This window comes from Variovorax sp. P1_H12_2, assembly GCF_056405335.1.
The window spans coordinates 1-14,760 of the sequence record NZ_JBFUCI010000126.1 but is presented as its reverse complement, the minus strand read 5'-3'; the positions used below and the strand labels follow the sequence as shown (position 1 = coordinate 14,760).

The following is a 14,760-nucleotide window of genomic DNA, read 5'->3' as shown; positions in this document are numbered from 1 at the left end:
CCGCCGACCATCCGAACGTCGAAGGGCTGGCCCAGCCCGACGCCTGTGCGCAGGCGTAGACAGGCAATCCCATCGCCCTCAGGAGCGTGAGAGGCAGATACACCGAATTCGCCATGGGCCCTGGCGGTGTTCTGCCTTCCAGGATGCGCGCCGATCTTCTACGGGGCCCGCGCCAACGGGCCGAGTGAAAGGAACTGACACTTTCTGAAGGGAACCGAGGTTGACGCGATCTGCCTGATTGCTGAAAGTCGCTGCGCGCGCTGGGCGCGCACGAGAAGTTGCTGCGCGATTTTTTTCGGATTGGTTATAGGAAAAGAGGTTGATTCATGTTGTTTGAGTTTTCACGTTCAAGCGCCTGCTGGCGCAAGACGGCCCAAGGCATGACGGCGATGGCCGTCGCTGCCGCATTGGTCGTTCCCGACATTGCGTCGGCCTGCACGAGCTTTCTCATCCGGACCACCGATGGCGGTGCCGTCTATGGCCGCACCATGGAGTTCGCGTTCCCGCTCCAGTCGAGCGCCATCGTGGTCCCTCGCCAATATGCGATGACTGCCGCGGGCCCCGAGGGCAAGGCGGGCATGGCCTGGAAAGCCAGATATGCGGCCGTGGGCGTCAATGCGCTCGGGATCACGACAATCATCGACGGCATGAACGAAAAGGGGCTCGCCGGCGGCGCCCTCTACTTTCCGGGTTTTGCCGGCTATGCCGATCCGGCCAAGGCCAATCCTGCGAAATCGCTTGCGCCCTGGGATTTCATCAGCTGGGCACTGACCAGCTTCGCGACCGTCGCCGAGGTCAAGGCGGCTCTTTCCGGCATCTCGATCATCGATGTCAAGCAGGCGAACCTCGGCATCACACCGCCGCTTCACTACACGCTGCATGACGCTTCCGGGGCGTCGATCGTGGTGGAACCGGTGGACGGCGTGCTGAAGGTCTACGACAACCGCCTTGGCGTCATGACCAACTCGCCGCCCTTCGATTGGCACATGACCAATCTCAGGAACTATGTGAAGCTGTCGGCCGCCAGCGCGCCCGACCTCAAGGTGGAGGGACAGACGATCACTCCCCTGGGCCAGGGATCGCGCATGCTCGGCATTCCGGGCGATCCGACCCCACCGTCGCGATTCGTCCGCGCGCTTGGCTATGCGCTTTCTGCCCAGCGCCAGCCCAGCGGCATCGAGAGCGTTCGGCTCACCGAACATATCCTGAACAACTTCGATATTCCGATCGGATGGATCAAGGAAGGAGCCGGACAAGACACGTCCAAGGCGCCGCTCGAGTACACGCAGTGGTCGACTGTCGCAGATCTCTCCAACAGGAAGTTCTACGTGAAGACCTATGAGGATCAGACGCTGCGCAGCATGGACCTGATGAGTTTCGACCTGAATGCCAAGACGCTGGCGACGGCTGCGCTCACATCGGCCATCGAACCCCCGGCGTTGAAATTCCGGAAGCCGGCAACGCCAGGGAACTGATCGCGAACTGGAAGCCGACGCCGCGCACCACGTGCAGGGGGAGCTGCATGCCCGCCTGGCCGGCCTTGCGGCGCAGCCGGCTGGCGATGACGTCAAGCCGCTTGAGATCGAAATCCTGCCGATTTCCACTGATGCTCTCACTCAGATGTTCGCGGCTCACGACGGCACCTTCGGCCTGGAACAGGCGGGCCGCGAAGGCACGCTCGATCGTGGTGAGCTTCATCTGCCGGCCCGCCGGGTCACAGAGCCACCAGCCGCCCTCCTTCAGCAGCCAGCCGGGCGCTGCCGCGGGCGTGTCCGGCGGCAGCGCCACGGCGCGCACGCGGCTGCCGAGCATCCGGATCGTCGCCACCAGCTCCTCGATGTGGATCGGCTTGACCATATAGACGTCGGCGCCCTGATGCAGCGCATCGACGCGGTCCCGCACCGCGCCGCGGGCGCTGGCCATGACGATGCCGAAGGGCCCCGAGGCGCGCAGTTGCGCGGCGATCGACAGGCCATCCTCGCCTTCGAGTCCGATATCGAGCACGGCGATGTCGCAGCGGGCCAGCGCGTGCGCCTTGTAGAAGGCCGGCGCGTCGGCCAGGCCCTGGACCTCGAAACCGGCGCGGGCCAGATGCAGCACCAATTCCTCGCGCAGGTCTTCATCGTCCTCGACCAGGTAGACGCGCAGCGGGAGAGTCGATTCGATGGTTTTCATGGCTGGGTTTGCAAAGGAATCCGGAAGCGGAACACCGAGCCCCGGGCATCGGAGCGCAGCAGCTCGACGGCGCCGCCGTGCCTGCGTGCGATTTCGTCGCACAGGAACAGTCCGAGCCCGGTGCCGCTCGCCTTGGCCGAGGTCGTGCCGCGGAAGAAGCGTTCGAAGATGCGCGGCTGGTCCTGGGCCCGGATGCCGCCGCCCTGATCCTCGACGTCGATGCAGGCCTCGCCGCCGCGCAGGTGCAGCGCGATGCGAACCTCGCGCTCGGGCGGCGAGTATTTGATCGCGTTCTGAACCAGATTGTGCAACGCGATGTCGAGCAGGGCCGGGTCGCCGCGCACCGGTGCCGCACCGGCTTGCAGGTCCAGCCGCAGGCGCGCGCGCTCGGCCGGACCCAGCGGCTGGAGCAAGTCTTCGACCTGCGTGCGCAGGTCGAGCGGCTCGATGCGCAGCTTGAGCCGGTCGGCATGCAGGCGCTCCTCGGCCAGGCAGTTGTCGACCAGCATCGCCAGCCGGTGCACGGCGCGGCGGATCTTGACGGCACGCGGCGACGCCTCGACGCCGGGCAGTCCGATCGACTGCGCGGCGGCATCGATCACCGCCAGCGGGGTGCGGAATTCATGCGACACCAGCGCGACGAACTGCCGCTGCTGGCCCAGCGCCCTTCTTTCGGACTCCAGCGCCACTTGCAGGCCGGCTTCCGCCTCGCGCCGGCGCACGACCTCCGCGGCCAGCTGCGCATTGCTCGTGCCCAGTTCGCGGGTGCGCTGCGCGATCCTGGCTTCCAGCTCGCGCTCGACCCGCAGCGCATCGTCGAGGGCACGGCGGCGCGCGTGGCGCAGTTCGAGTTCCGCGCGGCGCGTGCGGTCGGCCACGATGATCGCGAGCAGCAGCATGTAGAACAGGCGCGCGGCGGCCCAGGACACACCCAGCGTGACGTCGCCCCCCAGCGGCATCCACCCGAGCCACTGCAGCCGGCCGAGCATGCTCGAGAAGGTCAACGCCATCATCAGCGTCGCCGGCCAGGCGTATTGGCGTTGCTGCTTGACGAACAGCAGCCAGCCCGCGAGCCCGATGGCGGTGGCAAGCGACAGCAGTTCCAGCATTGCGGACCAGGGCTCGATCGCCGCCTGGTGGCCGGCCAGCGCGACCGCACCTGCCAGCAGGTTGAAGGCCGCATAGGCCTTCGCCGTGCGGGCCGCCCAGGGCGCATGCACCCGGTAGTCGAACAGGCGCGCGACGAACAGCGCGGTCGCCGCCTGCAGCAGGCACTGCAGGGCGCCGCGCAGGTTCAGGTCGCCCATCTGCTCGTCGATCGCCAGGGCGGGCACCGTCTGCCAGGCATGCAGCAGCACCGCAGCGAACATCACGAAGGCGAAATGCAGGAACAGCGTGTCGCGCAGCCAGCGCCAGAACACGAGATTGACCATCATGAGCGCGAAGGCCACGCCCATGCTGGCGTTCAGGTAGGTCGCCAACTGGCGCTGCTGGCGCTCGAAGCCGAGCGGCTGCCAGAGCGAGAAGCCGTCCGCGTGCGGCGTGTCGGCCAGGCGCAGGTAGTGGTAGTGCGCTTCGGAATCGGGCAGGTCCACGTTGAAGAACAGGTCCGTGCTGACGAAGCGCCAGTTGAGCGGGAATTGGCGCCCCTCCTGGGCCACGGGCTCGCCGCCTGGAATCCGGGGCGCGTAGAGCGCCACCTCGCCGGGCCGAAGCGCCCGCAGGCGCAGCCACCAGCGCGCCGGCGCGTCCGGGGTCCGCGACAACGAGAAACGCACCCAGCACGCGGTGCCGTCCGCGCATCGCAACGGCCCGGCGCCGGCCGGGGCGAAGGCCGCGTCATGCCGGCCCGCGAGCACGTCCTCGGCGTGCAATGTCGAACCCGCGTCGCGCAGCACTTCGATGCGCTCGTCGAGGCGCACCGCCTCGGCCAGGCCGTCGCTCGCCGTCACGGCCCAGGCCGACATCGCCGCCGTGAGCCAGGTGAGGAGGGCCAGGATGAGGGGACCGAATCGCTGCAGAAAGAACGAGGAATCGAGATGGCGCGCGGGGATGGGAAGTTCTCCGACAGTCAGGCAGATCCGCGATTCTCACATCTCGCTCACGCCCCCCCGATTTACGTCGCTCTCGGCAAGCCAGGCAGTTCAGCGGCTCACGTCGACGTGACGCGACTCCGGCAGCATCCATAGCGCGATCATGCTCACGGCGCTCATCGCAACGACGTACCAGGCCGGCGCCATCGGGTTCTGCGTGACGGCCAGCAGCCAGGTGACGACGAACTGCGTCGTGCCGCCGAACAACGAAGTGCCGATGGCATAGACGAGCGACAGGCCCGTGCTGCGCACCGCGATGGGAAGCAGTTCGGGGACCTGCACCAGCCCTGCCGTGCCGAACACGGCGGTGAGCGCCGCCAGAAGTGCGGACACGGTAAGCAGGGTCGCCACGCCCGGGGCCCCCGAGAGCCACATGAACATCGGAACGATCGACAACATCAGCACCAGCCGCGGCAGCATGTTGACGATCCGGCGGCCGTAGCGATCGCACATCAAGCCGCCAAGGAGCGCAAAGGCGAAGGTCGTCGCGCCGCCCACCAGCACGCTGCCTTGCGCCAGCGCTGCCGGCAGTTTGAGTACCTGCACGGCGTAGGTCACCATGTAGTTGCCGACTTGCGAGGCCACCGCGGTAGAGGCCGTGACAAATACGCCCAGCCACAGAATGCGGCCGTGCTGGCGAAACACGGCGCCAACGATCGAGGCGCCACTGCGCTCGTCGGTGCCCTCGTGCGTTTCCGGCAGGCTGCGCCGGATGTAGATCGCAATGGGCACCAGCGCCAGGCTGAAAAGGAACGGAACGCGCCAACCCCAGCTGGCCAGTTGCTCCGGCGAAAGCAGCAGCGACAACGCGACGCCGAAGACGCCGCCCACCGTGACCGCCAGGCCCTGGCTGGCGATCTGCCAGCTCGAGTAGAAGGCCCGCTTGCCGGGTGGCGCCGCTTCGATCAGCAGCGAGGTGGCCGGACCCACCTCGCCGCCGAGTGCAAGCCCTTGCAGCAGGCGACAGAAGACGACGATGACGGGTGCGGCGATTCCGATGCTGGCGTAGCTGGGCGTGGCCGCCAGGCCCAGGGTGCCCACTGTGATGAGGGTCACGGTCAGGATCATCGCGGGCTTGCGGCCCGCCTTGTCGGCGAAGGCGCCGATCAGCACGCCGCCGAGCGGCCGGGTAAAGAAGCCCACCCCGAAAATCGCCACCGCTGCCAGGAGGCTGCCGAATTCGCCACTGACCGGAAAGAAGGTCTTGYCGATATAGACGGCGAAGTAGGCGTAGATGACGAAGTCGTAGAACTCCAGCGCGTTGCCGGCCACGGCCGCGGCGATCGCCTTGCGGCTGATGGCCGGCCGGGCCGACGGCGCACTGTCGGCGGCTTGGAGGGCGGTGGGGAATTCGCGCATGTTGTCGTTGCGCGCAAGTGTCGTCGCACTCATGAATGTCTCCGTGTATTGGATCTTGCGTGGATTCAGGCGGCGAGCGCCGACTGGGGTGCGTCTTCCTGCAGGCCGTGCAAGGCCTGAAGGCAGGCTTGCGAGCCTTGCTGCCATACCGCGTGCATCCAATCGGGCGCGTCGGGGTAGAAGGCGTCCTTCATGTCCTGCTTGATGCCGGCGGCCAGTTCCGTGTCGCCGCTGCCGTGGCGATGCAGCCAGTGCTCCGCGCGCATGGCGGCGATGACGCGCTCCATCGGCTGGGTGCCATATTCCAGGCAGATCCCGACGTGCTGGGCCTGCGGACATTCGTCCGTGAGGGCGCACTGGATCGGGCCGGTCAGCGGGATGCTGGTGGAGGTGCCGGTGGTGACCGAGGTCAGCTCGCCCCACCAGCGTTTGCCGCGCGCCAATACCGCCGGGTCGTCGTCCATGCTGGCAAAGATGCGCTCGCCCACGCCATAGGGGCCGAGGCCGGTGTGGATGTCGACGGAGGCCAGCTGGCGCACTTGCGAGGCATAGCGACGCAGGATGCCGCGAAAGGTGTTGTTGCTCCACGCTGGCGCCAGGCCGCCATAGTGCAGCCCGTCGGCATGGCTGTACTGGCCGAGCGACGTCGCGCGCTGCAGGCCGCGAGCGCCGTGGCGTTCGCGGTAGTCGGCGATGCGGGCCTCGTTGTCAGGAAGCGGCGGCCATTGCGCGGGCAGCAGCATGTCGTGGATCTGGCCATAGCCGGCATTGATCGGCAGCGGCTTGGAGAAGTCGACGAAGTTGCGGTTGAGGTCGATGTTCTCCTGCGTGGCGCGGCGCAGGTGCGAAAAGCCGTAGGGATTGACCGCGTGCACGTAGAGCAGCGACGTGCCGGACGGGAGCGCCGCACCTCCCAAGCGCAGCATGCCGGTCTGGATGGCCGAGCCGCAGAAACCTTCCACCCCGTGGACGCCACTGATGACGATCAGCATCTTGGATGCGTCGGCCGGGCCGTCCAGCACGACGTCGGTGGCGAGGGTCTCACCTTGCGCACCGGCCAGGGGCAGCACGTGACTTTCCACGGCCAGGCCGCGCGCCTGCGCGGCCTGCAGGAACTTTTGGCGGGCCTGGGCGTAATGGGGGCTGAACAAGTCGATGACCTGGGCGTCGTTCATATCTCGATGTCTCCGGAGTAGGTGTGGGGTCAGGCGGTGGCCATGGCGCAGCGCCGCTGCTGCTGGCGCGCCCGGCAGGCTGCGCCGAAGGCGGCGAAGATGGCATGCGCCAGCGGGCTGTCGTCGATGCGCATCTCGGGGTGCCATTGCACCGCCAGGGTGAACTGGGTGGCGGACTCGATGGAGAAGGCCTCGACCAGGCCATCGGGCGCCCTGGCCTCGATGCGCAGACCCTGGCCCAGGCGCTCGACGCCCTGGTGGTGCAGCGAGTTGACGACCGCATGCGTTCCGCCCGCGAGCGCCGCCAGCCGGCCGCCCTCGACGATGTGCAACGCGTGGCTGTCGTCGTACCAGCGCTCGACGGGTCGATCGTGATCGCCTTCGCGGTGATCGAGCCGGCCGGGCAGCTCGTGGACGGCCGGATTCAAGGTGCCGCCATAGATGACGTTGAGCTCCTGGAAGCCGCGACAAATCCCCAGCACCGGCACGCCGGCCTCGATGAGGCGCGGCAGCAGCGGCAGGATGGCAGCGTCGCGCTCGCGGTCCAGCAGCATGGGCGCATGCGGCTGCGGCACGCCGTAGCGCGCCGGATCCACGTTCGAGGGGCTGCCGGTGAGGACGATGCCGTCGATCGAAGCGATGAGCGTGTCGGCATCCAGCGCCTCGCCGAGCGCCGGCAGCACCAGGGGCAGGGCCTGCGCCGCTTCGGCCACGGCCCGCACGTAGCCGTGGGTGGCGGCGTGCGAGGGATGGCCATGGCGCACGATGCGATCGGAAGCGATGGCGACCACGGGTCGCAGGACTGGGGAATTGAGTGTGGGGGACTTCATCAGGGCGCGTTCTCCGGCTTTCGGATCGCAGTCTAGGAAGCCATTCGTTTTGCGTAAATCGCAATATAGTTTGATACTACTTGCAGGACTTGCAACTGAAATGAACACCCGGCAACTGCGGCATTTCCTGGCCGTCATGGACCTCGGCTCGCTGAGCGCGGCCGCCCAGAGCGTGCATCTGAGCGTCCCGGCGCTGTCGCGCAGCCTGCAGGCGCTGGAGGACGAACTGCGCGTACCGCTGTTCGACCGGCAGGACCGTCGTCTGCGCCCGACCCCTTATGCGCAGGACTATGTCGAGCGGGCGAGGCGTATCGTCTTCGACGAAAAGGAAGGCGCCCGCTCGCTGGCGCTCATGCGCGCGGGTGAGCTCGGGCCACTCTCGTTCGGCATGGGTTCTTCCATCGCGCTGAACCTGCTCGGGCCCATGCTGCTGCGACTGCTGGCCGATGCGCCCGGGCTGCACGTCAAGACCCTGGTGCAGAGCACCGACGTCCTCGCCGCGGCGCTGCGCCGGGAGGAACTGGATTTCTTCATCGGCGACGTTCGCGTGGCCGCGCACGACCGCGACCTCATCGCCGAGCCGTTGTATCCCTGCACCTTCGGCTGGTTCGCCCGCAAGGAACATCCCCTGGCCGGGCGCCCGCGCGTGACCGTCGATCAGTTCGCCGAGTACCCGTTGATCCTGTCGGGCTACGTCGACGAAACGGTGGTGCGCCGCATGTCGGATCTCTACGGCTTCACGTTGCCGCTGCAGGCGCACTTCGCGGCCAGTACCAATGACGTCGCAACCGTCCACACGCTCATCACCGCCAGCGACGCCATTGCGCCATCGACCGACATCGCGGTGGTCTCGGCCGTGCGAGCCGGCACCGTGGGCCGGCTCGATGTGACGCCAGCCCTCGACCTCGAACTCACACTCGGAATCGTCGAGCGGGCCGGCCGCACGCGCGTGCCGGCGGCCGAGCGTGCGTTCGCCCTGGTGCGGTCCTACTTTGCCTCGGTGGCGCAAGAAGTCGCGCGGCACCTGCCGTCAAGGAAGATCGCGCGACGTACGAGGCGCGATCAGCCCTGAACCATGACTGAGACCCCACCCATGCCCAACCACCGCACCCCTGCCCTGCTCCTGGCCTCGGCCGCGCTCATCGCCCTGCTCGTCCTCTCGGGCCTGCATCCGCACGACCGCGCGACCTGGTGGATGGAAGTGGCGCCGGTGCTGGTCGCGCTGCCGCTCTTGTGGGCCACCTACGGCCGCTTCCCGCTCACCACCCTGCTCTACGCGCTGATCTTCGCGCACTGCTGCGTGCTGATGCTCGGCGGCGCCTACAGCTATGCGCGGGTGCCGCTCGGCTTCTGGCTGCAGGACCTGATGCATCTGGGCCGCAATCCCTACGACAAGATCGGCCACTTCATGCAGGGCTTCGTGCCGGCGCTGATCGCGCGCGAGATCCTGATTCGAGGCCAGCATGTGCGGGGCCGCAGGATGCTGGCCTTCGTGGTGGTCTGCATCGTGTTGGCCATCAGCGCGAGCTACGAGCTGATCGAATGGGCCGCCGCGCTCGCGATGGGCCAGGGCGCCGACGAATTCCTCGGCACTCAGGGCGATCCGTGGGACACGCAGTCGGACATGTTCATGGCGCTGGTCGGCGCCGTGGCGGCCCTGCTTGTGCTGTCGCGCCTGCACGACCGGCAGATCGCCGCACTGATGCGGGCCCCCGCCGATCAGAAACTGTGGCGCAGCCCCAGGTCGTAGCCGTTCGCGCTGCGGTTGGGTTCGGTGACGGCGCCGTTCAATCCCACCGCCGAGCCGCCGCTGTTGTTGAGGTGCGAGTAGGTGGCATAGGCCACCGTGCGCTTCGAGAAGCTGTACACGTACCCCAGCGACAGCTTCATCGCCGCCGGGTCGCCCTCGGCGTCAGTGCCGTAGCGCGACCACGCAAACTTGATCTGGTTGCCGCCGACCGGAACGATCATGCCGAGGACATAGCCCGTGGCCGTGACCGGCACGAAGCTGTCGACCTTGTCGCGGTAGTAGCCGGCCGAGACCTCGACGAGCTTGAAATCGTAGGTCGCGCCGACATTGGCCACGGTGATGTTGCCATTGGTCTGCGTGCGCAGGTAGTCGGTGCGGCCCTTCGCGACGGCGATCGAGAACGGACCCGACCCCCAGCCGATGCGGCCGCTGTAGCCGGTGCCATCGTCCGAGGTCGGCAAGTGCGAGTCGTTGTCGCCCATGAAGTACTGCACCTCGCCGAAGAAGCCGCCCAGGCCCGGCGGCAGGTAGTAGCCGACCATGTTCGAGACCCGCGTGGAGGTCGGGCCGGCGATCGATCCGACCTGCGGCTGGATGGTGCCGACGCCGTTGTTGTCGAACGGGTCGACGTCGGTGCGGTTGCGGTAGTGCGCCGCGAAGTCGCGGCCCAACCGCAGTTCGCCCCAGAGGTCGATCAGGCTGACCGTGGCGCGGCGGTTGAAGCTCAAGGCGTCGGCCGATGTGGCGCCGTTCGGCTGGTTGTTGGTGTTGCCGGCGACCCCGGTGCCGGTATCGATGGCGACGCCGGATTCGAGCCAGAAGCCCGCCCCCAGGCCGCCGCCCAGGTCCTCGATGCCACGGACACCGAACCGCGAGGCCGAATTGCCGCTGCTGTACAGAGAGCTGCGGTGGGAGATGCTGCCGCTGCCGTAGCCGAGCACCGCATCGGCGACGCCGAACAGCGTGACGCTGCTGCCGGTGACCGGGCCCTGCCCGGTGCTCGACTGCGCGCTGGCGAGGCCCGCAACGCAGAACGCGCCCAGTGCGAGGGTCGCCGACCTGGCCAACGTGACTCTTCTCATCTCGTTCTCTCCTCTGCGCATTGCGCTGCCGCTCCGCGCGAGATGATAGACGAGGCCGAAGCGAGGGCCGCGCCCGGCCCTACAGCAGGTCCTTCAGGCGCGCCCGCAGCCGGCTGATCGCCTGGCTGTGCAGCTGGCAGACCCGGCTCTGGCTCACTTCGAGAATGGCGCCGATCTCGCGCAGGTTCAGCTCTTCCTCGTAGTAGAGGTTCAGCAGCAGCTGGTCGCGCTCCGGCAGCGCCGTGATCGCATCGATCAGCTGATGGCGCAGGCCGCTCTCGAGCAGCTGCGCCAGCGGGTCGTCGTTCGCGCCCTGCCCCTTGCGCGCCTCCTGCGCATGCAGGTCGAGAAAGGGGTTCTCCGATTCGCCCTTCGCGAAGTCCTCGACGTAGACCAGCTGGCAGCCCTGGATCTCCTGCAGCAGCGACTGGTAGGCCTCCAGGTCGATCTTGAGCTCCTTCGCGATCTCGCCCTCGGTGGGCGAGCGGCCGAGCCGGTGCTCGAGCGCGTGGATCGCCTTTTCGACCCTACGCGCCGACTGGCGCAGGCCGCGCGAGCCCCAGTCGCTGGCGCGCAGCTCGTCGAGCATCGCGCCGCGGATGCGCTGGCTGACGAAGGTCTCGAACTGCGCGCCCTTGTTGTCCTGGTAGCGGCTCGATGCGTCCAGCAGGCCCAGCATGCCGGCCTGGATCAGGTCGTCGAGCTCGACGCTCGCGGGCAGCTTGGCGATCATCTGCAGCGCGATGCGGCGCACCAGCGGCTGATGCTGCTCAAGCAGGTGGGACTTCTCAATGGTGCCCTGTGCGGTGTACACGTCCGGTCCTTTGTTGCATGTGCGTTGTTCGGTTCATCGTGCTCAGGCCACGGCCGCGCTCTGCGCCGGCGTCGCCCTCACCCATGGCGGGTCGACGCGCGGGCCCTGCGGCGGGACCGCGACCGACCGCCCGCCGGGCGCAGCGGGCCGCCAGGGCCAGCCGCCCATGTCGACCGCGATGCGGCGGAAGTCCACCGCCGCCGGGCTGGCCGGAAAGGCCTCCACCACGGTCTGCCGCAGCCGCCGCGCGTCCGCCAGGTGCGGATCGGCCCGCACCCAGCCGGCCGCCTCCAGCGATACCGCGAGGTAGCGGCTGCCGGTGTTGGCCAGGTTGGTGGTGATCCGCTGCGCCTCTTCGGCGCCGGCGACGCCATCGACGAGGAAGCGCAGCTGCTTCAACCCATGCGCGTAGTGCAGCCGCTTGATGCCCGCGTAGGCCGAGGTGATGGATGCGGCGCTCGGCTGCAGCACCAGCAGCAGTTCGTCGGCCAGCCGGGCCAATGCCGACAGCCGGCCCTCGGCGTCGATCTGCGCTGCGACCAGCACCACGCCGCCGCGGCACAACAGGCGCGGGTCGATCTCCGCGTGCCGATCGCCGAGCGGCGCCGGCAGCACGCCGACGCCGCAGTCGGCACGCGCGACCGCGCCCTCGCAGGCCAGCCGGCGGTCGGCCACGTCGGCCAGGTCGCCGAGCGGATCGATGGCCCAGGCGGCGCAGATCGCCGCCGCCGTGCCGCCGTACTCGTCGAGCACCAGCACGTCCTTGCCCTGGTGGACCAGGGCCGCGCCGAGGTTCATGGTGGCCGCGGCGGCGCACTCGCCGGGCCCCATGCCCGCGACGGCAATGACGCGCGTGGGCGTGTGCGCCAGCAGGCGCCGCAACCCGTCTGCCTGATCTGCAACCAGCTTGGTCATGTCTTGCTCCTCAACCGTGCTGCTCGAGCGCCCTGGGCTGCTGCGTCGGCGCGGTGGACTCGGTGCCGAGCGCCTCGAGCAGCATGAAGAGCTTGCCGACGCCGACATACAGCGCATTGCCCGACAGCGGCCGGCTCGATCGCGCCGGCCGCCCGGTGAGCTGGTTCAGCAGCGTGCGGGTGCGGTCGGCCCATTCGCCCTTTGCATGCAGAAGGCGCCAGACCGTGGTGGTCACCTGGCCGGCGATCAGCAGGCGCTTCATCATGTCCGGGTCGCCCAGCTCGCCCATGCCGCCCACCAGCTGCACGCCCTGCCGGATGAGGCGGAAACAGGGGTCGGCGTCGGCCGCCCAGGCCTGCCATTGGGCCAGCTGGCGCGCCGGCACCTCGCCGCCGATGTTCGACAACAGGTAACCCTGGGCCAGGATCTTCTGGCCGCGCTCGTCCAGCACGCGCGTGACCACGCAGCGCAGCACCGGCAGCGCATCCTTGTCGACGACAGCCGTCGGGCCCAGGCGAAGCAGCACCTCGGCATGGGCCTCGCACTGCAGCGCGGGCTTGCCGCGGAACACGGCCGCCCGGGTCGCGCCGAATTCGAAGCGCAGCCGCGCCAGCGTGCTCGGCGCCTCCGAGGCGGGGTCGATCACCGCGGTCGCGCCCGGCGCGCGCGCCAGCCATCGCTGTCCCTGGACTTGCCATTCGGCGATCAACTCGACGCCCGGCAACCGGGGCAGCACGTGCACCAGCGTGCGGCCGAGCGACTGCTGGCGCAGCCACTGGACCTGCCGCAGCCCCGGCTTGCGCCTGGCGTCGGGGCCGCCGCGCACTGCCGCGGTCGACAGCCACTGGTTGGGTGCCGCGAGCGGCAGGCCGCTGCGATCGGACAGCAGCAGGCTGCTCTGGCATTCGTAGGCGTCGCCGCCTTCGTTCGAGCGCAGACCGACTTGGCCCGACAGGGCCAGCACATGGGTGTCGCAGCCGGCCACGACCTCGCTGCGCGCCTGCACCAGCAGGTCGTCCAGCACCGACTTGTGGCCGATCGCCTCGTCGCCCGCGTTGCGCCACAGGCGGCGCGCGTTCTCGAAGCCGATCTGCGCCCCGGCCAGCGCGCCGGCGGCGGTCGCGAGCTCCTGCGCGTCGTGCGCCATGGCGCGGATGAGGTTCTGGTATTGCAGCCGCAGCCGGTCGGCCTCGGCCTGTGCCTGCACGACCAGGGCCTGTGGCACCGCGCCCGCGGGTTCATCCTGCATGTCGGCCTCGGCCGGCACGAACAGCGGGTTGTGGCGGCGCGGCTGGAACACGCTGTCGACCAGTTGCGAGCGGTCGGCGAGCATCAGGTTCTCCGGCACCTTCTGGCCGCTCGAGATGTAGTGCACCGGCAGCCGGTGGCGGATCACGGTGTCGATCAGCGCGCCCGGATGCGTGGCCTCGTCGACCTTGGTGAAGATGCAGCCCGCCAAGTCGTTGCCGCCGCCGCCGTTGCGATAGGCGTGCACGACTTCGTTGAGCGTGTCGCCGTGGCTGGTCGCGTTGAGCAGCAGCAGCCGCTTGACCGGACGGTGGCTGTTGCACAGCATCGCGATCTGGTCCGACACCGAGCGGTCGCGCTGGCTCATGCCGACCGTGTCGATCAGCACCATGTGCTTGTCGCGCAGGTCCTGCAGCACCAGGTGCAGGTCGGCCGCATCCTTGACCGCGAACACCGGCACGTCGAGGATCTGGCCGTAGATGCGCAACTGCTCGTAGGCGCCGATCCGGTAGCTGTCGGTGGTCACCAGGGCCAGCTTGTCGGCGCCGAAGCGCATCACGCAGCGCGCCGCCAGCTTGGCGGTGGTGGTGGTCTTGCCGACGCCGGTCGGGCCCATCAGCGCGTAGACGCCGCCTTGCGCGAGCAGCGCATCCTCGTCCTCGTACACCGGCACCGCGCGGATCAGCTCGGCCCGCGCGAAGGCCATGCCCTGCGCATAGGTCTGGCCGGTCGGCAGTTTCTCCAGCATGGCCTTCGACAGGCGGGCGCTGAAGCCGGCGCCGAGCAGCGTGCGCAGCAGGCGGCCGCGCACCGGGTCCTGGCGCTGGCGGTCGTTCCACACCACGCTGGCGAGCTGCTCCTCGAGCATGCCGCGCATCGAGTGGAGTTCGTTCAGGACGACGTCGGTCGGGGCCGCCGGGGCGGCGGCCACAGCGGCCGGGGCCGAAGCCGGGGCCGCGGCTGGCACTGCCGCCGGCATCAGCATCGCCGGTGCGACCGGCGCCGGCATCGGTGCCGGCGCAGCAGGCGGCGCCTTGGCGGCCACCAGCGGCGCGGCACTCGCCACCGCCTGGGTCACGTCGCCCTCGGCCATGGCGACGATCTCGACGCCCTCGGGAATCACGCGATGGTTCAGCACGATGGCTTCGGCGCCGAGCGCCTCGCGCACCAGCCGCAGGGCCTCGCGGCTGGTGGCGGCCACGAATTTGCGGGCCGTGGCCCGCACGTCTGTAGAAATGCTCAAACTCTTCCTCCGATGGTGGCGGTGATCTTGATGTTGCGAGAGTCAGGGATCTCCGCGTGGGAGAGCACCTTCAACT

12 protein-coding genes are annotated in these 14,760 nt (G+C 68.8%); 3 read left to right on the top strand and 9 right to left on the bottom strand.

The genetic code is table 11. From position 1 onward, the window contains the following. Positions 1-326 precede the first annotated feature (326 nt). Positions 327-1,475: a choloylglycine hydrolase family protein gene (locus AC1D2K_RS14885; protein WP_478089603.1), complete on the top strand. Its 1,149-nt coding sequence runs from the start codon at positions 327-329 to the stop codon at positions 1,473-1,475. On the opposite strand, the gene AC1D2K_RS14880 is transcribed toward AC1D2K_RS14885, so the two are convergent. The 5 genes from AC1D2K_RS14880 to AC1D2K_RS14860 all read right to left on the bottom strand — a co-directional run bounded on the left by AC1D2K_RS14880 (position 1,414) and on the right by AC1D2K_RS14860 (position 7,632). Continuing rightward, entirely contained in the window at positions 1,414-2,175 is a 762-nt protein-coding gene (locus AC1D2K_RS14880) for a response regulator transcription factor (RefSeq protein WP_478089602.1), read from the bottom strand. The genes AC1D2K_RS14885 and AC1D2K_RS14880 overlap by 62 nt on opposite strands. Then, a complete protein-coding gene (locus AC1D2K_RS14875; RefSeq protein ID WP_478089601.1) occupies positions 2,172-4,142 on the bottom strand; it encodes a sensor histidine kinase in 1,971 nt (656 codons plus the stop codon). The genes AC1D2K_RS14880 and AC1D2K_RS14875 overlap by 4 nt, the downstream gene beginning before the upstream one ends. 177 nt (positions 4,143-4,319) lie before the next feature. Beyond that, positions 4,320-5,660: an MFS transporter gene (locus tag AC1D2K_RS14870; protein ID WP_478089600.1), complete on the bottom strand. Its 1,341-nt coding sequence runs from the start codon at positions 5,658-5,660 to the stop codon at positions 4,320-4,322. A gap of 32 nt (positions 5,661-5,692) precedes the next feature. Beyond that, complete coding sequence (locus AC1D2K_RS14865; protein WP_478089599.1) at positions 5,693-6,802, bottom strand: M14 family metallopeptidase; 1,110 nt, start codon at positions 6,800-6,802, stop codon at positions 5,693-5,695. Positions 6,803-6,831: 29 nt separating this feature from the next. Next, positions 6,832-7,632: a gamma-glutamyl-gamma-aminobutyrate hydrolase family protein gene (locus AC1D2K_RS14860; protein WP_478089598.1), complete on the bottom strand. Its 801-nt coding sequence runs from the start codon at positions 7,630-7,632 to the stop codon at positions 6,832-6,834. Between the two features lie 100 nt (positions 7,633-7,732). On the opposite strand from AC1D2K_RS14860, the gene AC1D2K_RS14855 reads away from it, so the two are divergent. After that, positions 7,733-8,704, top strand: a complete 972-nt coding sequence (locus AC1D2K_RS14855) for a LysR family transcriptional regulator (RefSeq protein WP_478089597.1) — start codon at positions 7,733-7,735, stop codon at positions 8,702-8,704. Positions 8,705-8,707: 3 nt separating this feature from the next. Continuing rightward, positions 8,708-9,382 (top strand): DUF2238 domain-containing protein, encoded by a 675-nt coding sequence (locus tag AC1D2K_RS14850; RefSeq protein WP_478089596.1) that lies wholly within the window; start codon positions 8,708-8,710, stop codon positions 9,380-9,382. Here the strand turns inward: AC1D2K_RS14850 and AC1D2K_RS14845 are convergent. From AC1D2K_RS14845 to flhF, 4 genes are all read right to left on the bottom strand, one after another. Next, positions 9,352-10,464 (bottom strand): porin, encoded by a 1,113-nt coding sequence (locus AC1D2K_RS14845; protein ID WP_478089595.1) that lies wholly within the window; start codon positions 10,462-10,464, stop codon positions 9,352-9,354. The genes AC1D2K_RS14850 and AC1D2K_RS14845 overlap by 31 nt on opposite strands. Before the next feature lie 79 nt (positions 10,465-10,543). Then, positions 10,544-11,278 (bottom strand): RNA polymerase sigma factor FliA, encoded by a 735-nt coding sequence (locus AC1D2K_RS14840; protein WP_478089594.1) that lies wholly within the window; start codon positions 11,276-11,278, stop codon positions 10,544-10,546. A 42-nt stretch (positions 11,279-11,320) separates the two neighbouring features. After that, positions 11,321-12,193 carry a MinD/ParA family ATP-binding protein gene (locus AC1D2K_RS14835; RefSeq protein WP_478089593.1) on the bottom strand — a complete coding sequence of 291 codons (873 nt, stop codon included), beginning with the start codon at positions 12,191-12,193 and terminating at the stop codon, positions 11,321-11,323. A 10-nt stretch (positions 12,194-12,203) separates the two neighbouring features. Next, positions 12,204-14,684 carry a flagellar biosynthesis protein FlhF gene (gene flhF, locus AC1D2K_RS14830; RefSeq protein ID WP_478089592.1) on the bottom strand — a complete coding sequence of 827 codons (2,481 nt, stop codon included), beginning with the start codon at positions 14,682-14,684 and terminating at the stop codon, positions 12,204-12,206. Between the last annotated feature and the right edge of the window lie 76 nt (positions 14,685-14,760).